General features: G+C 41.0%; 25 protein-coding genes and 1 pseudogene (1 of these 26 only partly in view). 22 read left to right on the top strand and 4 right to left on the bottom strand.

Features of this window, described 5'->3' with window-relative positions:
• Positions 1 to 41 precede the first annotated feature (41 nt).
• On the bottom strand, positions 42 to 608 hold the full coding sequence (locus tag FXV78_RS06065; RefSeq protein WP_004841314.1) for a manganese efflux pump MntP: 567 nt from the start codon (positions 606 to 608) through the stop codon (positions 42 to 44).
• 389 nt (positions 609 to 997) lie between these two features.
• Here FXV78_RS06065 and FXV78_RS06060 point away from each other — a divergent pair, with 389 nt between their 5' ends.
• The 5 genes from FXV78_RS06060 to FXV78_RS06045 all read left to right on the top strand — a co-directional run bounded on the left by FXV78_RS06060 (position 998) and on the right by FXV78_RS06045 (position 4802).
• A complete protein-coding gene (locus tag FXV78_RS06060; protein ID WP_039959422.1) occupies positions 998 to 1345 on the top strand; it encodes a TnpV protein in 348 nt (115 codons plus the stop codon).
• 124 nt (positions 1346 to 1469) lie between these two features.
• Entirely contained in the window at positions 1470 to 3269 is a 1800-nt protein-coding gene (locus FXV78_RS06055; protein ID WP_233447362.1) for a DNA primase family protein, read from the top strand.
• A 66-nt stretch (positions 3270 to 3335) separates the two neighbouring features.
• Entirely contained in the window at positions 3336 to 3467 is a 132-nt protein-coding gene (locus FXV78_RS18440; RefSeq protein WP_004841320.1) for a hypothetical protein, read from the top strand.
• Positions 3415 to 4359 carry a ParM/StbA family protein gene (locus tag FXV78_RS06050; protein ID WP_172624243.1) on the top strand — a complete coding sequence of 315 codons (945 nt, stop codon included), beginning with the start codon at positions 3415 to 3417 and terminating at the stop codon, positions 4357 to 4359. Before FXV78_RS18440 ends, FXV78_RS06050 begins: the two co-directional genes overlap by 53 nt.
• Positions 4356 to 4802, top strand: a complete 447-nt coding sequence (locus tag FXV78_RS06045) for a hypothetical protein (protein WP_004841324.1) — start codon at positions 4356 to 4358, stop codon at positions 4800 to 4802. Before FXV78_RS06050 ends, FXV78_RS06045 begins: the two co-directional genes overlap by 4 nt.
• A 51-nt stretch (positions 4803 to 4853) precedes the next feature.
• On the opposite strand, the gene FXV78_RS06040 is transcribed toward FXV78_RS06045, so the two are convergent.
• Positions 4854 to 5087 carry a helix-turn-helix domain-containing protein gene (locus tag FXV78_RS06040; protein ID WP_004841326.1) on the bottom strand — a complete coding sequence of 78 codons (234 nt, stop codon included), beginning with the start codon at positions 5085 to 5087 and terminating at the stop codon, positions 4854 to 4856.
• A gap of 103 nt (positions 5088 to 5190) precedes the next feature.
• On the opposite strand from FXV78_RS06040, the gene FXV78_RS06035 reads away from it, so the two are divergent.
• The 10 genes from FXV78_RS06035 to FXV78_RS05985 all read left to right on the top strand — a co-directional run bounded on the left by FXV78_RS06035 (position 5191) and on the right by FXV78_RS05985 (position 15005).
• Positions 5191 to 5448, top strand: coding sequence for a hypothetical protein (locus FXV78_RS06035; protein ID WP_004841328.1), 258 nt, complete (start codon positions 5191 to 5193; stop codon positions 5446 to 5448).
• A gap of 725 nt (positions 5449 to 6173) precedes the next feature.
• The gene (locus FXV78_RS06025; RefSeq protein WP_009245733.1) at positions 6174 to 6554 is read left to right on the top strand and encodes a plasmid mobilization protein; all 381 of its coding nucleotides are present in this window, start codon (positions 6174 to 6176) and stop codon (positions 6552 to 6554) included.
• Complete coding sequence (locus tag FXV78_RS06020; RefSeq protein ID WP_009245732.1) at positions 6503 to 7744, top strand: relaxase/mobilization nuclease domain-containing protein; 1242 nt, start codon at positions 6503 to 6505, stop codon at positions 7742 to 7744. The genes FXV78_RS06025 and FXV78_RS06020 overlap by 52 nt, the downstream gene beginning before the upstream one ends.
• Positions 7680 to 8375: a DUF6040 family protein gene (locus FXV78_RS06015; RefSeq protein ID WP_233447361.1), complete on the top strand. Its 696-nt coding sequence runs from the start codon at positions 7680 to 7682 to the stop codon at positions 8373 to 8375. The genes FXV78_RS06020 and FXV78_RS06015 overlap by 65 nt, the downstream gene beginning before the upstream one ends.
• A gap of 534 nt (positions 8376 to 8909) precedes the next feature.
• A complete protein-coding gene (locus FXV78_RS06010; protein ID WP_004841340.1) occupies positions 8910 to 9266 on the top strand; it encodes an ArsR/SmtB family transcription factor in 357 nt (118 codons plus the stop codon).
• 58 nt (positions 9267 to 9324) lie between these two features.
• Positions 9325 to 11676 carry a heavy metal translocating P-type ATPase gene (locus FXV78_RS06005; protein ID WP_039959425.1) on the top strand — a complete coding sequence of 784 codons (2352 nt, stop codon included), beginning with the start codon at positions 9325 to 9327 and terminating at the stop codon, positions 11674 to 11676.
• Positions 11677 to 11690: 14 nt separating this feature from the next.
• Positions 11691 to 12200: a DUF6921 family protein gene (locus FXV78_RS06000; RefSeq protein ID WP_004841343.1), complete on the top strand. Its 510-nt coding sequence runs from the start codon at positions 11691 to 11693 to the stop codon at positions 12198 to 12200.
• A gap of 8 nt (positions 12201 to 12208) precedes the next feature.
• A complete protein-coding gene (locus tag FXV78_RS05995; RefSeq protein ID WP_004841344.1) occupies positions 12209 to 12748 on the top strand; it encodes a hypothetical protein in 540 nt (179 codons plus the stop codon).
• Positions 12745 to 14301, top strand: a complete 1557-nt coding sequence (locus FXV78_RS05990; RefSeq protein ID WP_009246016.1) for an FAD-binding protein — start codon at positions 12745 to 12747, stop codon at positions 14299 to 14301. The genes FXV78_RS05995 and FXV78_RS05990 overlap by 4 nt, the downstream gene beginning before the upstream one ends.
• 2 nt (positions 14302 to 14303) lie before the next feature.
• Complete coding sequence (locus FXV78_RS05985; RefSeq protein ID WP_004841347.1) at positions 14304 to 15005, top strand: succinate dehydrogenase/fumarate reductase iron-sulfur subunit; 702 nt, start codon at positions 14304 to 14306, stop codon at positions 15003 to 15005.
• Positions 15006 to 15149: 144 nt separating this feature from the next.
• Here FXV78_RS05985 and FXV78_RS05980 read toward each other — a convergent pair whose 3' ends face one another.
• Positions 15150 to 15704 (bottom strand): helix-turn-helix domain-containing protein, encoded by a 555-nt coding sequence (locus tag FXV78_RS05980; RefSeq protein ID WP_004841349.1) that lies wholly within the window; start codon positions 15702 to 15704, stop codon positions 15150 to 15152.
• 357 nt (positions 15705 to 16061) lie between these two features.
• Between FXV78_RS05980 and FXV78_RS17820 the strand changes: the two genes are divergently transcribed.
• The 5 genes and pseudogenes from FXV78_RS17820 (at position 16062) to FXV78_RS05960 (ending at position 19769) form a co-directional block, all read left to right on the top strand.
• A complete protein-coding gene (locus FXV78_RS17820; protein WP_004841350.1) occupies positions 16062 to 16211 on the top strand; it encodes a hypothetical protein in 150 nt (49 codons plus the stop codon).
• A 100-nt stretch (positions 16212 to 16311) separates the two neighbouring features.
• Positions 16312 to 16506 (top strand): hypothetical protein, encoded by a 195-nt coding sequence (locus tag FXV78_RS05975; protein ID WP_004841353.1) that lies wholly within the window; start codon positions 16312 to 16314, stop codon positions 16504 to 16506.
• Positions 16507 to 16706: 200 nt separating this feature from the next.
• Positions 16707 to 17929: pseudogene (locus tag FXV78_RS18790) on the top strand (tyrosine-type recombinase/integrase).
• 315 nt (positions 17930 to 18244) lie between these two features.
• Positions 18245 to 18685, top strand: a complete 441-nt coding sequence (locus FXV78_RS05965; protein WP_004841356.1) for an Hsp20/alpha crystallin family protein — start codon at positions 18245 to 18247, stop codon at positions 18683 to 18685.
• 61 nt (positions 18686 to 18746) lie between these two features.
• Positions 18747 to 19769, top strand: coding sequence for a DnaJ C-terminal domain-containing protein (locus tag FXV78_RS05960; protein ID WP_004841358.1), 1023 nt, complete (start codon positions 18747 to 18749; stop codon positions 19767 to 19769).
• A 56-nt stretch (positions 19770 to 19825) separates the two neighbouring features.
• Here FXV78_RS05960 and FXV78_RS05955 read toward each other — a convergent pair whose 3' ends face one another.
• Positions 19826 to 20821: a LacI family DNA-binding transcriptional regulator gene (locus FXV78_RS05955; RefSeq protein WP_039959427.1), complete on the bottom strand. Its 996-nt coding sequence runs from the start codon at positions 20819 to 20821 to the stop codon at positions 19826 to 19828.
• A 322-nt stretch (positions 20822 to 21143) separates the two neighbouring features.
• Between FXV78_RS05955 and FXV78_RS05950 the strand changes: the two genes are divergently transcribed.
• Positions 21144 to 21959, top strand: coding sequence for a dihydrodipicolinate synthase family protein (locus tag FXV78_RS05950; RefSeq protein WP_233447360.1), 816 nt, complete (start codon positions 21144 to 21146; stop codon positions 21957 to 21959).
• 29 nt (positions 21960 to 21988) lie between these two features.
• A protein-coding gene (locus tag FXV78_RS05945; protein WP_233447359.1) for an Nramp family divalent metal transporter crosses the window boundary here: on the top strand, positions 21989 to 22359 show its start. The gene runs 829 nt beyond the window's last position; only the first 371 of its 1200 coding nucleotides appear in the window; it begins with the start codon at positions 21989 to 21991; its stop codon lies beyond the right edge, outside the window.

Below are 22359 nucleotides of genomic sequence, written 5' to 3'. Positions count from 1 at the left end.
GCTTTGCGCATGGCGTGGAACCCCTTCCGGTTTTTGCGATTTTATAGTCCAAATAAGTGCTCGATCAGAATTTTCAGACCAATGAGGATCAGAATAACACCACCGGTGATCTCAGCATATTTTCCGAGTTTTCCACCGATTTTATTTCCAAGGAAAACCGCGATGCAGCTGATGATAAATGTGGTGATGCCAATAAGACAGACAGCGGGAATGATGTCTACTTTCAGGAATGCAAAACTGATACCGACTGCGAGAGCATCAATGCTGGTTGCAACTGCAAGCAGCAGGATATCCTTTGCCGGAATAGAATCCACATAAGTATCACATTCGGCTTCCGCTTCTTTTGATTCCCGGATCATATTGACTCCGATAAAACCAAGCAAGAAAAATGCAATCCAGTGATCTACAGCTGTGATAAAGGACTCAAAATAGGTTCCCACCCACCAGCCAATCAGCGGCATCAGTGCCTGAAAAAGCCCGAAGGCAAGTCCAAGTTTCAGGGCATAGGTTTTTACCTGCCGTCTAAGGCAGATTCCTTTTGCAAAGGATACGGCACATGCATCCATGGAAAGGCCGATCCCGATCAGAAATACAGAAAATAAGCTCATTTTTTCTCCTCCTTCATAAAAAAAGAGACCTATCCACGCAAAAATATCACGTGAATAAGTCTCGTTATTGAACGCTGTACCAGATGGAAAACCATCAATATGTTGACACAGCGACTCTGTACAGAGCTAACTACTCCCTTATTGCAGTTTTATTATCATAACAGAGGTGGGGAGGAATTGTCAATAAATAAAAAAATAAAAAATTAGCACTCACCTCTTGATAATGGAAGTCGATTTTTGTCCTGTCTTGTGTATTGCAAAAATGCCTATTTTACAGGCTTTCTGGGCAATCAGTCATTTTGTCTGGTATCATAGCCTATCGTCAAATGAATTGCAAATGGTGTAAATTTGGTGTAAAAAATCAGAGAAAAAAGGAGAGTGCTAATAAAATGAAACTGACTTATACAAATGTGAATGGATATCTGATTCCCAATCTCACCTATAAATCCGGTGAGCAGATAGAACAACTTGGCAAATATGGATTTTTACGCAGAGACTATTTGAAGAATCACAGAAATTCGCTGTATCAGGTAATGCTCCTGCAAGATAGTATTGGTGAGCATCTGCTGGAAGTGGACAAGGCAGCCAGGGAACGGGAAGAAATTATTCTGAAACAGTTGGAAGAAAAAGATCCATTGCCGGATAAGGAGAAAGATCAGATGGCATGGGTAAGAGCTGCCAACAGGCACAGGGCGATTGCAGAAGAAATCATCCTGAAGGAATTGATCTATGTATAAGATGGATGAATACGGGAGATAACAGATAAATTTACAGAAAATTAAATATTGTGAGCAGGTAAGGCGTGAGTCATAGAAATGTGATTCACGTCTTTTTCTTTTGCTCTGAAAGGAAGTGATGAACATGAATAAGAAGTTCCTGAAGCATTATATGGAAACAGAACCGGAAGGCACTTCCAAGAAGTATATCTTTTTGGTGGACAATCAGGATATTGCAATGAACATTGTGATGTCCGGTTATCAGGCACTTTATCTGGGGCAGGAAGATGATGAATACTATTTCAGCGTAAACAGTTTCATAGAAGATATGCGGTCTATTCAGTTTCATGGAACCTGTCAGAGTGCGTACCACTATGTGGCTGCCTGTACGACCAAATGGATGAATGACCGGATTCTGGAATTCTGCAAGGAGGCTGGTCTGGATGGAAAAGCCGGATGGCAGTTGTTTAAAGAAAAAGAATATCTGGGGAAACTGGACAATCAGCCAGAAGTAGGGAAAGCTCTGGAACAGTTTATCCTGCGGTTTGAGCGGGAAACAAAGAATGATCCGGAATTAAGCCGCTTCCACAAGTTTGATTCAAAAGGGAAGGTCACTGGTGTGAGGGACATGGAGATTGTGGATTATATCGTGGAGAATGTGAGCTTCTTTGTAAGGGGAGAGATCCCCTATTATTATGAGCATGGCGTTTTTATTGAGGACGCTAAGGGCGTAAAGCTCAAATACCGGATTCAAAAGCTAATTTATCGGGATCGGGTTAACAGCAGCACCATCCAGAGAGTTTATAATCTTTTGATTACACAGCCACAGATTTACCGGAATTCGTATGAACTGAATAAGCAGCCTGCCCACTGGATTAATTTCAGAAATGCTTATTATGATGTGTTGTCAGGCGAGCTGATAGAACATGATCCGAAGTATCTGACGATTAATCAGATTCCCTTCCCATATTATCCAGAGGACAGGGAAAAAGTCCTGGAAGGTGGGGCAAATATCAGAAAATATCTGGATTCTTCCATACCGGATAAGATAGAACAGCAGATGTTCTGGGAGTATTTCGGATATTGTATGACTACGGATACCCAGTTCCAGAAATTTTTAATGCTGAAAGGAAATGGAGGTACCGGAAAATCCGTTGCAGTTGCACTGATCCAGCATGTGATCGGGAATGAAAATACGTCCAGTATCTCATTGCAGGATTTGAACAAACGGTTTTATGCTACCGGGATGTACGGAAAGCTGTTAAATGCCTGTGCGGATATCCCATGTAAAGCGATGGACACAACCGATGTACTGAAAAAGGCAGTTGGTGAAGATACACTTTTGTATGAGAAAAAGGGAAAAGATGCGGTCTTTTACAAGGCATATGCAAAGCTGCTTTTTTCAACGAATGAAATGCCACAGAATCTGGAAGATAAATCGGATGCTTTTTACAGGAGGCTCCTTGTTTTGGATATGAACCAGATGATTCCAGGAGAGGAAAGAGATATACGCTTAAAAGAAAAGATCAAGGCAGAAGCGGATTATGCAATTCATATGGCAGTGATAGCACTGAAAGATGTCTATGAACGTGGGGAGCTTATTGAAAGTGAACACAGCAAAGAATGTGTCCGGGAACTGCGAAGGGCATCGGACAGTGTCTGTGCATTTCTGGATGAAAAACTGGTACAGGCAGAAGGAAAACGAATGAAGCGTAGTGAAGTGTACCGCATGTATGAGGAATACTGTAAAGACAATGACCGCCAGGGACATGGAAAATCAGGATTTTTCAAAAGCATGGAGGGCAAAGGATATCAGGTAAGGAAATACAACGGCGAATATTGTTATCTGGATATTGCTATCAGGGAAGAAGATTTCCATCCTCTGGAAGCAGGGGAAAAGAGTCCTTTTGATAAGCCTTCCGAACAGATAAAACTGAATATATAGATTGCATTTTGGGGCATTTGGGGCAAAAAGGGCAAAAGGAGATGAGATCAGAGCAGGACGCAAAAAATGAAAAAGCTGTTAGATGCTCACAAAAATGCCCTGTTTGCCCTGGGTAAAATAAAAAGAAAGAACGAGGTATATGATTATGAGAATGATGAAAACCAACAAAAACGAGAAAATTATGGTGATCGGGATTGATCACGGCTATGGCAACATGAAAACGGCAACCAGATGTTTCCCTTCCGGTGTAGCCAGATACGAAAAGGAGCCAATCTTCCAGAATAACCTTCTTGTTTACAATGACATGTATTACCAGATTGGTGAGGAACACAAGGAGTTCTGTGCGGAGAAGACCCAGGACGACGACTATTATGTACTGACATTGGCTGCGATTGCAAGAGAACTGGAGGGAAAAGGAATGAACAGTGCAAAAGTTCACATTGCAGCCGGATTGCCTCTGACCTGGGTGGCTACGCAGAAAGAGGATTTTCAGAAATATCTGCTTCAAAACGAGAGAGTGGATTTTATGTTCCGCAATAAACAGTATCACGTCGAGTTTGAAGGAGCGGATATCTATCCACAGGGATTTGCAGCAGCTTTTTACCGCTTGCAGGATTTCAAGGGAATCAATATGCTGGCTGATATTGGAAATGGAACTATGAACATCATGTATATCAACAACTCCCGTCCGGTGGAAAAGAAATGCTTTACAGAAAAATATGGAACACACCAGTGTGTGCTTGCAGTCAGGGAAAGTTTGCTGAAAGAATTGGGAACGGTGGTAGATGATCTTGTGATTGAACAGGTGATCCGTACCGGGACAGCAGACATCGGAGAAAAGTATCTGACTGTAATTCGTAAGGCTGCCAGTGATTATACAAGAGAAATTTTTCATAAGCTGAGAGAACGGGAATACAATCCGGAACTGATGCGTTTATATGTAGTTGGTGGCGGTGGCTGCATGATTCAGAACTTCGGAGAATATGACAAAGAACGGGTGACGATTGTGCGAGACATCTGTGCAACAGCCAAAGGGTATGAAGCTATGACAGTAAGAAAAATTCAGAAAAGCGGAGGGATGCTGGTATGAGAAAAGAACGGAAAATCATCAACACCAATATACGACTGAATCTTTGTGACGAGCAGGATCGGCAGGCATGGGAATATCTTCAGACCATGGACAGACAGAAATATAAATCCTATACAAAAGCAGTTGTGGCAGCGTTGAACGATTATTTTGCCAGAGAGTACCGGAATGAAGAAGACCCATATCTGGAAAGCAGAGAAAAGGAAGATGCTTTTCTGGAAAGAGTAGAGACAGCTATCCGGGATGGAGTGAAAGAATCTGTTCCGATGGCTATGGCGAAGAATCTATTTGAAATGATTACGCCATTTGTAAAAGAATCGGTGGGAGAAAACCAACCATTTGGCAGATTAGAGGAAAAGCCTAAGAAACAGGACACGGAAGATGCAATGGACTGGGAGCAGGAAGCAGATATGGATGCAGCGTTAGAGTTTGCGGATAGTTTTTAGATAATGGCAAAAATAAAGCAGTCCGAATAAGCAAGATTGAATCGGGCTGCTTTAAGTAGAACTATTTCTTTTCCGGGAATATGGTCGTTTGTCATCTGTCAGATCCAACAGATAGTCAACACTGGTATTATGGAATTCTGCCAGCTTGATCAGAATCTGAGTGGGAATATCAACATCGCCACACTCGTAATTACTATAAATGCGTTGGCTGCAGTTTAAGATTTCGCCCATATTTTTCTGTGTCAGGTCACGATCCTCACGGAGATCACGAATTCTTTTATACATGCTTTCACCTCACGCTTAATAATAAACTAGCGAGATATTCACTATTGAGATATAGCGAGAAATTCGCTACAATGAGTTTATAAACTTAGGAGGACAGAGAAGAATGAAAAAGAAGATACAGAGAATTTTGATATGGATTTTTGAACTGAGTTTATTCTGTGGATATTTTTATATTTTATTCGTGAATCTGGTATGTGGACTTGGCTATGGGGGAATAAGCAGTAGAGGACAGGCAATAAAAATCTTAATAGTTTCATTTATCTTGGCTGTGGCACTTCCGGGATTGATCTGGTATCAGCACCGTAGGATTATGAAACTGGAAAAGTTATTGGACGAGATTATGATATTTTCGATAAAATAAAGTAGCAGTCATAGGAATATTGATTGGTAGTATAGAGCGGTTTAGGAAAAAGAAAATAACAGAAAAAGAGATTAGCAGTGATGACATTTTCTGAGAAGAAAATTTAGAAAATGGTTATGACTGCTATTTTTATGCTTTGTAACAGAAAAAAGAAAGTGGATTAGAAGCAATGTAGCAGAAAGTGCGGAAAAGAATGTCAGAAAAGGATGGTATGCCGGATACGGCATAGGATTGTCCGGTACTTCGCACCGGAGTGGTGTGTGAAAAGCCTGTTCCAGAAAGCTGGAATACTCTGCAAAGGGGAGTAATCCGGATTTCCTCCACAGTCTTTTCCCACACCACAAAACCACCATCATCAGCCTCTTTTTATTCTGGAAGATGCTGCAGGAAGAATCATTGAGGAAGTCTTTGCTGTGGCGGCAGATGACAGGCAAGTTTCGCAAAGTGGCAAGCCACTATGCACCGGAGCCAGCCTTTGGGCTGTTCCTAAACTTGCCATGGGGCATCTGCCCCTTGGAACCCCGGCACGTCAATAGCGTAAGTAATCCTGCGAAATGTCCACCGGACATTCCTTCGGAAGACTTACTGATTGACTAGGACGCTGTCCTGCACCTGTATAAGGGAGCGTTGCACTCCCTTATATATCCCCTGCTAATTTACCAGCCAGAAATGTTATGGCTGATTCTATTTATGGAAAGACGAATGAAGAAAGGAGTCAAGAATTTATGCGAAAACGAAATTATACGGTAACGATACGAATGAATAAAGCAGAGTATGATCTGCTCCAAAATAAAGTAAAGGAGTCTGGACAGACTCAGCAGGCGGTTGTAATTCATGCAATAGCAGGTTTAAAAATTGCATCCGCAGAGGAAGTGGAAGAATTGAAAAAGCTGAATCTGATGCTTGCAGAGATGCTCAGCCAGCTTCGTGGTGTTGCTACGAATATCAACCAGATTGCACGGAAAATGAATGCTGGTGGATTTATACCAAGAGAAGATATTTTGCATTATCTCAATCAGAATATCCGCAACTACCGGAAGGAGAGTGAAAAGATATGGCAGTCAATAAGACAGTTAATAAGCGGACAAATTCTCATGGAGCAATGAGAAACTGTATCGAATATGTATTGCGTCAGGACAAGACCAGTGAGCAGCTTGCCTATGTAACTGGTCCGTATTGCCACGATGAAATCAATTATGATCTGGTGTACCGCACATTTCTGGAAGAAAAGAAATTATGGAATAAAGACTCTGGAAGAATGTACGCCCACAATATTATTTCCTGGCATAAGGACGAGCAGATTACACCAGAGCAGGCATTTGAATTTGGAAAAGAGTTTGCAGAAAAATGGTTCCAGGGATTTCAAACCTTAGTGGCAGTCCATAAGGATAAAGACCATATTCATTGCCATCTGGTGACGAATTCTGTCAGCTATGAGGATGGAAAGAAATTGCATACTACGAAAAAAGATCTGGAGCGGATGAAGCAATTTACTAATCAGATGTGCAGAAAACGTGGATTGACAGTTGCAGAAAAAGGAAAACACTTTGACGGCAGTGAAATCGAAAAAGGCGAAGTCATTGCATGGAACAAGGATAAATATAACCTGTTCCGACAACATGCAAAGGACAGTTTTGTGGCTGACTGTGCAATGGCGGTCTTAAAAGCACTGGAAAATTGTATCAGCAAAGAAAAGTTTATAGAAAAAATGAAACAGTTTGGATGGAGTGTGAACTGGACGGAAAAGAGAAAGCACATCACGTTCCAGAATCAGGATGGAAAGAAAGTGCGTGACAGCAATTTGTCTAAAACCTTTCATCTGGACATCAGTAAGGAGGCATTGGAATATGAATTTAATGGAAATTACGAAAGGACACGAGCCGAAGCAGAACGAACAAACGGATCAGACGAAGAATTCGCTGGATACTACCGACAAGTGGAAGCAGCTTGCGAAGGAGCAGGCAGAAACGCTGGAGAAAGTGTCGGCAGAGAGGGACGAGTTGCAGGTGAGAAATCAGAAGATGAACGAGTTTATTCAGGAATTTCAGGAAAGGACACACAAGTTGAAAATGGAAAAACAGCAGTTGTTCTTCGAGAATCACGAAATGCAAGAAGAAATGCAGAAGTCGAACGCCGAAATTCAGCAGATGACAGTAGAACTGTCCGAAATGCGGAAACTCAATCAGTCCTTACAGCAGAGCAACGACGACTTGAGGAACAGAAACGGATTGATGAGCAGGAGCGAGCAAGAGCAGCTCGAAGAAGAAATAAAAGACGTTCGGGACCGGAACTCTAAGTTGCAGATACAGGTGAACCAGTCATCGGTGGAAGCGTTTGAACAGGCACAGCGGAAACAGGAAGAATCAGAAAAACAGGCAAGGCAGGCAGAGTATCAGACTGAAAGGGTAAGAAAACGGGCAGATGTGGAGATACAAAGAGCCAGGAGAAAAGCAAAATCAGAAGTTGAGGATATGAAAGAAAGGCAGTTTTTCTGGGATTGGGGATATCTTTGTGTCATTTTCTTTTCACTTATTCAGAATGGAGCATTTCAAAGAGATATATTGCAGCTAATCATGTTGCCAGTTAATTGGTGCAGAGAGTATGTGATATGGTTTGAACAGCTGGATTATATGGGATATCCTTCAGGAGAGGTCACATTTGAACGAATAGTTTCAATGGTTGCGATTATGGCAGGAATTGTCGGATGTGTAATTCTTGTATGGGGTGGAATTGAGCAGTATAGAAAGATATGGGATGATATTTATAAAATGGTTTTGATATCTAGTATTTCCTTTAGTGCAGTGCTGGGAAATATGGTGCGAGAGTATCTATCGTTAAATTTGATTTTTTTGATTTTCCTTATAAATATGGGGGCTATTTTTCTAAGAATGTATTTGAGTAAAAAGAAAAATAAATTTATCTTATAAAAAATTTATTTTTGAATCAGAAGTTACGTGAAAGACTGGTTGGAAGAACGAGGATATTATTAAGAAAAACACAGGGAGATTTCCGAATCTTCCTGTGCTTAAAAAGACAGGAGAAAAGTAAGAAAGGGAATTGAAACGACAATAGTGTTGGTATGTGCAGGTGGTATTGCGTTTACAGTAATCGGGATTTTACTGGTTCCTGATATGCTGCGAATGGATTAGGAAGAATATTTTACATTATCCCACTTTCCGGCTGAATATAAAAAACATTAGGCTATCTTGGGAGTCATTCAGGGAAAAATGAGGATAAGATACAAGCTACCGGTCTGACACCTGTATTTTCAGATGGAACTACATATTTTAAAGAAGCTAATATGGTATTCATCTGCCGGAAGCTGTATCAGGCACCACTTCTGGAAAAAGGATACATTGATAAAAAAATGAATAATTCAGGTTAAATTTTATTGACAGTGAAAAAATAACATATTATAATTAGTTGAGCAGTTGTTCAACTAAAGCATAAGGAGGAAGATAATGGCAGATTCTCAATTCACTTGTAATTGTGACGTTATCCATGAAGACATCGTAAATGATGTAAAAAAGAAGATGCAGTCTAAAGAGGAATATATAGAACTTGCTTCACTTTTTAAATTATTTGGGGATGGTACCAGGGTGCAGATTCTTCATGCATTAGAACAAAGCGAGATGTGCGTCTGTGATCTGGCAGTATTGCTTGGAGTTACGAAATCCGCAGTATCGCACCAGCTTAAGGCACTACGTCTGGCTAAGTTAGTAAAATATCGTAAGGAAGCTCAGATTGCGTATTATTCTTTGGCAGATGAGCATGTTAAGGAAATTATTGATAAAGGCTTTGAACATTTAAGAGATTAAAATTTTTACCTTTTAAGTTGAGTGATTGAGCAACTAAACATATACAATGGAGGTTAGAATGGAACGAATATTTTTACTGAAGGGACTTGATTGTCCCAATTGTTCGGCAAAGATTGAAAAAGAAGTTGGCGATTTAGAGAATGTGAATTCATCATCTGTCAATCTGATGAAACAGACTCTTACAATACAAACTGAAACATTCGACAATTCAATCGTTGAGCAGATTGAGACGATTGTACACAGCCATGAACCGGATGTTGAAGTATCTGAGAAAAAAGAGTCGTATACTACTAAAACATATCTTTTAAAAGGACTTGATTGTCCAAACTGTTCAGCAAAGATTGAAAAGGAAGTCGGTGATTTAGAGGATGTATCATCATCAGTAGTCAATCTGATGAAGCAGACACTTACTGTCAGTATGGATCATAACAAGGCAGCTTCCATGCTGGATATGGTTACTACGATTGTACACAGCCATGAACCGGATGTTGAAGTATCAGAACAAAAGGCAGATACATCTGTTGCTCCAGATAAGAAAGAGAAAACACCGGTATATAGTGATGATGATAAAAAGCTTACAATACGTCTGATCTCAGGTGCAGTCATCTATGCGGTTGGAATGGGATTGATCTTATTTGGACATGTATCGCTTCCTGTAGAACTTGGTGTATTGATTGTTGCATATATTATTCTTGGCTGGGATGTCGTATGGCAGGCAGTAAAAAATATTACCAGAGGACAGATTTTTGATGAGCATTTCCTGATGAGTTTATCTACAATAGGTGCATTTGCAATCGGGGAGTATCCAGAAGCTGTAGCAGTTATGCTCTTTTATCAGGTTGGTGAGTTTTTCCAGTCACTTGCTGTAAAGCGTTCCAGAAAATCAATTTCTGATCTTATGGACATCAGACCGGATTCGGCTACAGTCAGAAGAAATGGCGAACTGGTAGTAGTAGCACCGGAAACTGTTTCGATTGGCGAACTGATTGTTGTAAAACCGGGAGAAAAGATTCCTTTGGATGGAATTGTTACAGAGGGTGAGTCAATGCTTGATACAAGAGCACTTACCGGTGAATCTGTTCCAAGAAGCATCCGTAAGGGAGAAGAAGCACTGTCAGGATGTGTCAATCAGAGCGGTGTTCTTACAATTAAAGTTACAAAGAGTTTTGGAGAATCAACAGTTACAAAGATTATAGATCTGGTTGAAAATGCTTCTTCCAGAAAAGCACCTACGGAGAACTTTATCACAACATTTGCACGTTATTATACACCGATTGTTGTTGGCATGGCTGCTATTCTTGCTATTATTCCGCCTGTCATTCTTGGTGGTGGATGGTCAGAATGGCTTCGCAGAGGTTTTGTATTCTTAATCGTTTCATGCCCTTGTGCATTGGTTATTTCCATCCCTCTGACCTTCTTTGGTGGAATTGGTGCGGCATCAAAGAGAGGTGTGCTTGTAAAGGGAAGCAATTATCTAGAAGCACTGAATAAGGTAAGCGTCGTCGTGTTTGATAAAACTGGAACCCTGACAAAAGGTGTGTTTAAGGTTGTTGATATCACAGTAGAATTCGGCTTTACAAAAGAGCAGGTTCTTGAATATGCTGCACAGGCAGAAAGCTATTCAAACCATCCGATAGCAAAATCCATACAGGAGGCTTTCGGCAAAACAATTGATCAGTCTGTTCTTTCCGGTTATGAAGAAATATCAGGACATGGAATTCGTGTATTGATTGGTGGTAAAAGAGTACTTGCAGGAAACAGCAAACTTATGGATTCTGAGAAAGTATCTTATGCAGCCTGCCAGTCAGCCGGAACAAAGGTTTATATTGCTGTTGATGGCAGATATGCCGGATGTATCGTAATAGCCGATGAAGTGAAAGATGACAGTCAGAATGCGATTGCCAGTCTGAAGAAAATCGGTGTTGAGAAAACAGTTATGCTTACCGGTGATGATGAAAAGATTGGAAAGGCTGTGGCAGAGCAGCTCGGACTGGATGAATATTATGCACAGTTACTTCCAGATCAGAAAGTTGAAAAACTGGAGTACCTGGATCAGCATAAGACAAAAGGAAGCAAACTTGCATTTGTAGGAGATGGTATCAATGATGCACCTGTTCTTGCAAGAGCCGATGTAGGAATTGCGATGGGTGGACTTGGTTCAGATGCTGCGATTGAAGCTGCAGATGTTGTTCTGATGACAGATGAACCATCAAAGCTTGTGGATGCGATTGATGTTGCAAAAGCAACGAAAAGAATTGTTATGCAGAATATTATCATTGCACTCGGAATCAAGAGTGTGTTCCTTATACTGGGTGCATTAGGCATAGCAGGCATGTGGGAAGCTGTATTTGGTGATGTTGGTGTTACGATTATAGCAGTATTGAATGCCATGAGGATTTTGAAAAAATAAAGGAGAAAAGTGCAGTGAAGCGTAGACTTATTTTACTGGTGGTGGTAATTGCTTTGATTGCAGGGTTTGGTGCATTACTGCACTCCCCTCCATCCATTATAGATGCTGTTACAGGTGCAACACCAAAGGCAAAGAAAGCAGCCCAAAGCTCGGCACAGCTTGAGGGCAGTTATATTTTCTGTATGAATCCGTTGCTTGATAAACTGTCAGATGAGGATATAAGAGAGCAATTAAAAGCATTTGTAACAGGAAAGACGGATAGCATTCGTACAGATACAGAATTATCATTTGATATTTATGTTTCGGAAACAGATTATGCGCTTATAAGATATGCCGATTCCTTATGCGAAAGGCTTAATGATGCAGGTGCTGATGTGCAGATAAAACAATACAGCGGTACAATGCTGCGTTCAAGGGCAGTCAGTGGGAAATATGAAGCATTCCTTTCTGAAAGTGATCTGGTCAGCACAGACGCTCTTGAAAATGCTGACTATATCATACTGGACAGTGCAGAAATGAGGTGAGCGGAAGAATGAGAAAAATAAATACAATACTTTCCGTATTACTGCTCGTGATTTTTATGCTGCATGGTCTTATGGGAAGTTTTATGCTTCTTGGAATTGGAAGCAGTGCCGGGAAAATACTTGCATGGGTTGGAGTGGCTGTTCTTGCAGCACATACTGTGATTGGAGTCATACTTACCATAAATACTTTGAAAATTTCTAAAAATGCAGGTAACAGCTACTTAAAACAAAATGCAGTATTCTGGGCAAGGAGAGCCAGCGGACTTGCAATACTTATTCTGATGTTTTTCCATATAGGATTATTTGGCGGAGTACAGGACGGGATCTATATTTTGTTTCCGTTTACAACAGTAAAACTCATTACGCAGCTGTTACTGGTTGCAGCACTTTTTATTCATCTTTTTATAAATATCCGTCCACTGCTTGTATCGCTTGGAATCATAAGCTATAAGGAGAGAAGAGGAGACATTTATCTGATATTGTCGGTTCTGCTGCTGTTTAGTGCAGGGGCAGTTATCATTTACTATATAGGATGGCATACATTATGAAAAAGAATATGATTATTGTCGGAGCAGGGCTTGCCGGTCTGTCGGCAGCTTTGCAGGCAGTAAAAGAAGGATGCAGTGTAAAGTTAATCTCTTCTCTGCCTTCTGAGAGAGCACAGTCAGTTATGGCAGAGGGCGGTATCAACGCCGCACTTAATACCAAGGGAGAAGATGACAGTACACAGGAACATTACGAAGATACGATAAAAGCCGGATGCAATCTGGCAGATCCAAACGCAGTCTGGAATATGACACAGGCGGCACCGGAAGTGGTAAAGTGGCTTCACAGCATCGGAGTGCAGTTTAATACATGTGGTTATGATGAACTGGATCTGAGAAATTTCGGGGGACAGAAAAAGAAACGGACAGCGTTTGCAAAGAGTGATACCGGAAAACAGATCATGACAGCTATGATAGATGCAGTACGGCGATTAGAAGTGCAGGGACAGATAGAGCGTTTTGAACATCACTCTTTCCGTACTTTACTGATGACAGCGAACATATGTCATGGATGTGTTGTCTGCGATAACTATACAGGTGAGATAAAAATGCTATATGCGGATGCAGTTATCGTGGCTTCCGGTGGTATGCATGGACTGTTTGGAAATACGACAGGTTCCTTAGCAAATACCGGTGAAGTAAGTGCCAGCCTGTTTTCGGCAGGTGTTCCTATGGCTAATCTTGAGATGATCCAGTATCATCCGACAACAGTTGAGATTGGCGGAAAGAAAATGCTGATCAGCGAAGCTGCCAGAGGAGAAGGTGGTCGCCTTTTCACATACAGGGATGGAAACCGATGGTATTTTATGGAAGAAAAATATCCGGAACTTGGCAATCTGATGCCAAGAGACATCACTGCAAGAGAAATATGGAAAATAAGTAAGGAAAGTCCTGTTTATCTGGATATGACAGAGATACCTAAAGATGTGACAGACAGGAAACTTGCGGGGCTGGTATCGGATTGTCAGATTTATCTTCATAAGGATATCAGAAAAGAGCCGGTACAGGTTGTGCCGGGTATCCATTATTTTATGGGTGGTATTTACGTGGACGAGAAGCATCGTACACCTGTCAGAAATCTATATGCTGCCGGAGAGTGCTGTGCACAGTATCATGGAGCAAATCGTCTTGGTGGTAATTCTTTGCTTGGAGCAATCTATGGTGGCAGAATTGCAGCACAGACTGCCTGCGAGGATGCAATGACAGCTAAGGATATGCTGGTAACAGAGACGCAAGAGCTGGCAGATTTGTGTGAATCCATCAGCCAGCCTGATAAGAAGAAAATAAATAAAATCATGCTAAATACACTTGGAGTTGTAAGAAATCGGAAACGCATGGAAGAAGAACTGGAGAAGCTATGCCAAATAAAAGGCTCACTTTCACTGCTGGGACAGGCTGCAATCATGAGTGCCATCGAAAGAACAGAGAGCAGAGGTGCACACTACAGAGAAGACTATCCGAAGAAAAATGATGATTTTGCAAGAACAACCATTGCAAGCTATAATGGACAAAAGATACAGATACATTTTGAAGAAATTCCGGAAAGGCGGCAGTAAAAATGAGATATACCATTCGTATAAAGCGTCAGGAAAATAAAGAAGCAAAGCCTTTCTGGCAGGAATTTGAAATAGAAGCAGAGGGTGAGCTTTCCATTGCAGCTATGCTGAATGAACTGAATGCAAGACAGAAACTTACTGATAAATCAGGCAAAGAAGCTGAACCGATTTCATGGGAATGCGGCTGTATGGTGAAAAAATGCGGGGCATGTGCGATGCGAATCAATGGTCTGCCAGAACTTGCCTGTTCTACATTTTTGCAATCTCTAAAGGGAAAAGTAATTGTACTGGAACCTTTGAGTAAATTTCCGGTAGTAAAAGATCTGATCGTTGACAGGTCAGTTGTTTTTGAAAATCTTAAGAAGATCAACCTGTGGCTTGAAAGCGATGCATATATGACAGAGTATACTCATGAGATACGCTATCAATCAGCAAGATGTCTTATGTGTGGATGTTGTCTTGAGGTCTGTCCGAATTTTGATTTTGGGAAAGACTTCGCAGGTGCCATTGCTCCGGTAAACGCATACAGGATACTGAATGAGGAGCAGGATACTTCACACCATGAACAAATAGCAGAGAAATATAGGAAACATTATTTTGAAGGATGTGGGAAATCACTATCATGCCAGAATATATGTCCGGCAGGGATTCCGGTGGAGGAGCTTATGGTAAGGTCAAATGCAGCCGCTGTGTGGAAGAAATGATTAAAAAGAGCTGGAAGTTTTTCTAGCTTAATCTTCTACATGGAAGACATGCTCTATCATACAAAATTATAGTAGAGAAAAAGAGATATCAGTATATTACTGGCATCTCTTTTTTATTTCGAGTGTACGGTGAGTACAGATAAATTATGATTTTTTCCAATGCTTTTGGGGTTCATATTTTCCACAGTCATCACAGGTTTGTGGCCAGTTGATTTTCCACTCAAAATATTCATCTCTGGTAATCACGCCAGATTTCAGTTCTTCTTTTCTAAGAGTCCATTCTTTCAAAAAATCATTGAGAACCCCATAATTAAACCACATGCCAACAGGTGGATGGACTGGCCAGTCGTCAGAGTCATGATAGCGGACGGCGGTATCTTCACTGGAATTGCATTTTTCACCGGGATAAGTCTCTAATTGAAATAGTTTGATCATACCGGGATTAAATTCATCAATCCAAAAAAGTGTTTCCATTAATTCTTCGGCATTCATTATAGTTGGTTCATACAGAGCAATTGGGTTCACATCGAGAATTTTAGCCATTTCAGTAACCAGATCTTTACGGGGAACCCGGTAGTTGGTTTCGTATTGAGCAAGGCGATTTGCACCTTTATCGCCCCAGCCGAGAGCTGCACCGAGTTCTGCCTGTGTCATATTCCGGAATGTCCGGATTTTTTTTATTTTATCACCAATCGTCATATCAGATTTCCTGCTTTCTATTTGATAATTCCATTTTACTATCAAAATCTCAAAATGTAAACAGAAACATTCGCATTTGAGCGAATAAAAAAACCTGACATTAACATTAAAGCGAAATATAATGACAGTATAATCAATATTCGCATAAAAGCGAATGGACAAGGCTGAGATGAAAAAAATCAAATTTTTTATGAAAAATATGACCTTATCGCCTCTGCCACGTGTGATTAGTAGAAAAAGGTTTTGAATAGGAATTCAAGAGCTTTTCCGCACCTTGAAAATTGAATGAGCTGTATAGGTGCCCTTAGAGGATTAAAGGACAACACAGAGTTCCACCGCTATACCAGAGAGTAGTATGTGGAAATCGAAGATACTCCGGCAACGGCTGGTATGCTTGAAAAGAAGCTGGCAGCATTCAGAAAAGTTCTGATAGAGGTCAAATGTAACGTTGACACCGCCTGTACGAATGGAAGCCAACACGCCGAACAGAAAAAGATTCATCATTAGGTAAAACCAGAAACAACAGGAGAAGGTACTGACAACGGGCATGAAACCGCTGTCTGGGAGGTGATGCAAAAGAATACGGAGGAAAGGAGGTATGTGCATCATGAGAAAGACAACAGAGTATAACACTGAAAATCGTCTGACTGTGGACATTGAAGGCTTAATGGCAATGTTATCCTGTGGTGCTGTCACAGCAAGAAAAATTGCAGATTGTGCAGAAGCAAAGATCATTGTTGGCAGACGTGTTCTCTATAACGTAGATAAGATAAAAAAATATCTTGATGCAATGGCAGTGTAATGGATGAGAACAGGAGAAAACAACGAATTTCCTTCGGAATGAGAGTGCAAAGAAAAATTAGTGTTTTTCAATAATTTACCCTTGGAAATCCTAAAATATTATGTTAATCTGTGAACAGATATCAGACAGATTATGACTGATACGAACAGGACAAAAATCATTCCGAATAACAAACAACGAATGTGAAAGGAATGATTAGTATGGCAAGAAAAGACAATAAAGGCAGAAATTTAAAAACTGGAGAAAGTCAGCGTCCAGACGGATGTTATATGTATCGTTACAAAGATGAGCTTACCGGAAAGCGTGTTACAATCTATGACATGGATCTGGCAAGTCTGCGTGAGCAGGAAAAGAAAATCAATAAAGATATTGACGATCAGCTTATTACGGACACATCTGTAAAGAAATTGACGGTAAATGGATTATTTGAGCGATATATGGTGACAAAGAATATCCGGGAAAAAACGAAAAAGGACTACTGGCGAACATGGAATTATCGGATAAAGAATACTCTTGGAAACATCCGTGTAGTTGATTTTAAGACATCTCATGTACGGACATTTTTTTCAGGACTTTCGGATGAGGGTTTGGCACACAGCACGATTAAAAGTATGTATGCTTTATTAAACCCAGCATTTAATATGGCTGTGGAGGATGGGATTATCCGTAAAAATCCGGTAACAGGAACTCTTGGCGATTATGGTGCGCTGCAAAGGAGAAAGAGGCATTAACGCTGGAACAACAAGAGAAGCTTCTGAAATTTGTGGAGAACAGTAAGGTGTATAAGCCGCATTTGCCAATGATGCAGATTATGTTTGGAGCCTGCCTGAGAATAAGTGAAACAATCGGATTGACCTGGTCAGATGTGGATATGAAAAACCGGGAAATTCATGTGAATGGACAGCTTGTTTATTATGAGGGAGAAGAAGGTTATTGTTTCCATGATTCGGAGACAAAAACGGATGCTGGAATCAGAACAATTCCTATGACTCAGACCGTATATGATGCGTTTCGTAAGCAGAAGGAATTAAATTTGATGTTGGGATTGCAGAGTAATGTAGAGATTGGTAAACGCAGTGGTTTTATTTTTAACACAAAACATGGGCGTCCGATTATGCCAGCAGGTGTGAATAGTTTTCTGAAGAATATCGTTAATGCCTATAATAAGAGAGAAACAATATTGGCGGAAAATGAGAACAGGGAGCCAGAACTGATGCCTCATATATCTGCACACATTCTTCGTCACACAGGATGTACCAGATTGGGTGAGAATAATGTTAATCCGAAAGTTATGCAATATGTAATGGGACATTCTGATGCGAAGATCACTATGAATATCTACAATCATATCGCTGAAATGGCTCATGTAGAAAATGAGATGTCAAAAATGAATCTGCCGGAAACTGTACCTGCTGTGGTGTAAATGTAAGTCGATGGTGTAATTTGGTGTAAATAAAGTGAGTGTTACACCAAAATCAAATGAAATGGTGTAAAAATGGTGTAAAATCAAGAAAATCGAGTGCGAAAGCAAGTGAAAAACCTCTGTGAAGCCCATAAAATCAAGGCTTCACAAATTCTTCACAAAAAATTAGCACTCACCACTTGACAGTGCCAATAATGAATGCTATATTACAAATAGAACAAAGGTAACAAGGATTCATCAAAAAGTAATCAACACTCCGGATCGTCCGGTTGTGCTTTACATAGATGATTGTATAGTAGGAAGGAGATATGACTTATGATGATGCCTAGTATTTTTGGAGAAAACTTATTTAACGATTGGATGGATTTTTCATTTCCGGATATTGACAAGAAATTGTATGGCAAACGTGCAGATCGTATGATGAAAACCGATGTCAAAGAGACAGAACATGGCTACGAAGTAGCGATCGATCTGCCGGGATTTAAAAAAGACGAGGTGAAAGCGGAACTGAAAGACGGATATTTGACCATCAGTGCAGCAAGAGGTCTCGATAAAGATGAGCAGGATAAGAATGGTACCTACATTAGAAGAGAGCGTTATGCAGGAAACATGAGCCGAAGTTTCTATGTTGGAGAGGATATCACAGAGACCGATATTCATGCAAAATTTGAAAATGGTATTCTGATGCTTGATATCCCGAAAAAAGAGGAAAAGAAACCTGTGGATGAAAAACGATATGTAACAATAGAAGGATAAAAGGTATTTTCCCCGGGATTGTGATCCCGGGGATTTTTTTTGAACAGGAGGTGAAGAAAGGATGGCAGCAAAAAGAGATTATTATGAAGTGCTCGGAGTCAGCAGAAATGCAGATGCAGGAACAATTAAAAAAGCATACCGGAAATTGGCGAAAAAATATCATCCGGATACCAATCCAGGAGATAAACAGGCAGAGAAATCATTTAAAGAAGTGACAGAAGCATATACGATTTTAAGTGATCCGGAAAAGAAAAGGCTATACGATCAGTTTGGACATTCCGCATTTGATGGCAGCGGGGCAGGACAGAATCCGCACGGTAATCCTTTTGAAAATGCAGGAGGAGGCTATCAGGAGTACCATTTTGAGAGCGGAAATATGGACGATATTTTTGGAGATATGTTTGATCATATTTTTCACGGCAGACAGTCCGGCGGTTTCCAAAACAGTGGATTTGAAAGCGGAGGATTTGGCAAAAATGGATTTTACAGGCAGGGGTTTGACAGCAGTCAGTTTGTGAGAAAAGGCCAAGACTTAAGAGCAGAAGTTTCGATTACTTTTGAAGAAGCTGCATTTGGATGTGATAAAGTGATTCATCTCCAGAGTCCGGACGGCAGAGGAAGCACACAATCTCTGCAGGTTCATATACCGGCGGGCATTGAAACAGGAAAAAGTGTAAGACTCCGTGGAAAAGGAATGCCGGGAAGCAATGGGGGAGAGGCAGGAGATCTTCTTCTGAAAGTAAAGGTAGGAGATAAGCCGGGATACGAGAGGAACGGGCAGGATTTGTATACAAAAGTAAATATTCCATTTACAACAGCAGTTTTTGGCGGGGAAGTTCTGGTTACTACATTATATGGAAATGTAATGTGTAAAATTCGACCGGGGACGCAGTCCGGAACGAAGATCCGTCTTCGTGGAAAAGGAATCGTATCTATGAAAAACACTTCCGCACATGGGGATCAATACGTAACAGTGCAGATCGAGGTGCCGAAATATCTGAATCCGGAAGCAAAACAAAAGTTAAAAGAGTTTGAAGCAGCATGCGGCCAGACGGACAGATACCGAAATGGCAGTGTGGCATAATAAAAATGGAGATTGTCTTAAAAGGCAGTCTCCATTTTTTGAACCATTTTTTACAATCAGGAACTTTCCCGTTCTACAAGTGTAGCTTCAAAAACAAGGTGCTGAGGACTTGGTTTTTGATCGGAGGGGGCATCAATTTCTTCAATGGCCATAAGCGCAGCCTTTTTCCCCATTTCATGCGCAGGAATTTCAAGAGATGTCATGGTTGTTTCCAACATTCCTCCGATCGAATGTCCGGTCAGGATGATCAGACGGATATCTTCCGGAACCAGCATCGCCTGTTCTTTGACCGCCCGCAAAGCTCCGATTCCCTGAATATCTACGGATGTGATGATTGCATCCAGGTGAAAGTAGTTGGTCAATAAGAATTCCGCGCACTGAAAGCCGTACTCAAAAGTGTTTGCCTGTTGTGTGGACTCCGGGCAGATTTCTTTCAGACCGAGTTCAGAGATGGCTTTTTTATATCCCTGATATCGTTCATAATAAGTGGAAAGGGACATAGGACCATTGATCAGCCCGATTTCTTTACAGCCTTTCCCGGCAAGGTATTTTACGGCACGATACGCGGATTGCTTATAATTAGCAATCACACTGCTTAAATGGGATTCCTGCTTTCGGATGATCTGTACGACAGAAATCCCGCTGGCGTGGATATCCCGGATCAGGCGTCCGCATTTTCCGGTTCCGGCGATAATGATGCCGTCTACAAATCCATTTCTCAATCGATTCAGACATTCTCTCTCTACATCCGGATCATCTTCAGTCGTACAAACTAAAATAGAATATCCGTGGTAACGGGCTTCTTCATCAATCCCCTGGATCAGTTCTGCAAATACGGTCATGGATAATCTGGGGACGACGATCCCGATGGTGTGGCGTTTGCCTTGACGCAGTCCTTTGGCAAGAACGTTCGGCTGATAACTCAGTTCTTTGACTGCCGCCAGGATACGGGCTTTTGTGTCAGGGTGGACATAAGAAGTATTATTCAGAGCACGTGATACGGTACTGACATCTACACATGCAAGTTTTGCGACATCTTTTAATGTTGCCATGATTGCCTCCTTTATGAGTCTGTTCGATACAAACGATTGCATATGATTTTAATGCAACCATTTTATCTCAAAAAATAAATTCCGTCAAATAGTTGAAAAATCAAAGAAAAAGGGAGGGGATATATAGAAAATATGCAAAAAATTGCATGGTATATGCAACTTCTTGCAGAGGGAGTCCATTTCGTTGACGGTGATTTCAAAGATATGATATATAAAGACTAACAGATATGCAAACGTTTGCTGACACATACAAAAGATTCAGGCGCAGGATCTTTGAACCCTGAAAATAATCATGAAATGTAAAGTAAAGGAGATTTTAACAATGGCAAAAGTAAAAAATTTTAAAACAATTTTCCCGGCAGTTTCAGTACCGCTCAATGAGGATTATTCCATCAACGAACCAGAATTCAGAGCATATTTAAGATGGATCAAGAGTTTTTACGGAAAAGGAATGGACGGTCTTGTATGTAACGGACATACAGGAGAGATCACAGGACTGACAAGAGCAGAAAGAAAACGCGTTGTTGAGATCTGTGCAGAGGAATGTGGAGATGTGATGACGATTATTTCCGGTGTAAACTGTGAGAACACAGCAGAAAGCATCGAAATGGCAAAAGAAGCAGGAGCAGATGGAATCCTTCTGATGCCTCCTCATATGTGGCTGAGATTTGGAATGAATCCGGATGCACCGTTTGAATATGTAAAAGATGTAGCAGAAGGCGCAGATATCGATATCATCATTCATCTGTATCCGGCAACAAGCAAAGCATTCTATCCGGTAGAGACTTTGATCAAAATGTGCAAAGAGATTGATCATGTGAAATGTATCAAAATGGGAACACGAGTGACTTCTATCTATGAACATGATGTACGTCTGCTTCGCCAGGAATGTCCGGATATTTCCCTGATCACATGTCATGATGAAACATTGTGTGTAAGCTGGTTCCCAGGAATGGACGGAGCGCTGATCGGATTCGCAGGCTGTGTACCGGAAATCATCTGCCCGGCAAGAGAAGTATTTGCAAATCCTGACAAACATACATTAAAAGAAGCACAGGACTGGTCAGACCGTATTTATCATATTTCACAGGCAATTCAACAGAAGTATTTGGGGCAAATGTTGAACGGCTTCCATTAAAGGATCTGATAAAAAGAATTGGACCGGGGTTGATCGCAACGGGAATTGTGATCGGCCCCGGGGCGATCACCACAGCAGCGATGCTGGGCAGCAATTTCGGATATACGCTGATCTGGCTGATCATACCGATTGTTTTTATGGGAATCACATTTATGATGGTGACAAACCGGCTGGCGATCGTGACGGGAATGCCGACCATTCATGCAATCCGTAAATATTATGGACCTGTGGCAGCAGGATTTGTAGGAATTGCGTTGTTTATGGCATGTCTCTTTTTTACAATGGGGAACATCTCAGGAACCGGCGCCGGTGTGAATTTGATTACCGGACTTAACTGGAAAGTAGGTTCTGCATTGATGATAGCGGTTGTAATTTACTGCTATTTCACAAAAAATGTATA

The organism is Mediterraneibacter gnavus ATCC 29149, assembly GCF_008121495.1.
In the GTDB taxonomy this organism is placed as follows: Bacteria; Bacillota; Clostridia; order Lachnospirales; family Lachnospiraceae; genus Mediterraneibacter; species Mediterraneibacter gnavus.
The sequence above is the reverse complement of the archived record's forward strand: the minus strand, read 5'-3'. Positions and strand labels throughout refer to the sequence as shown.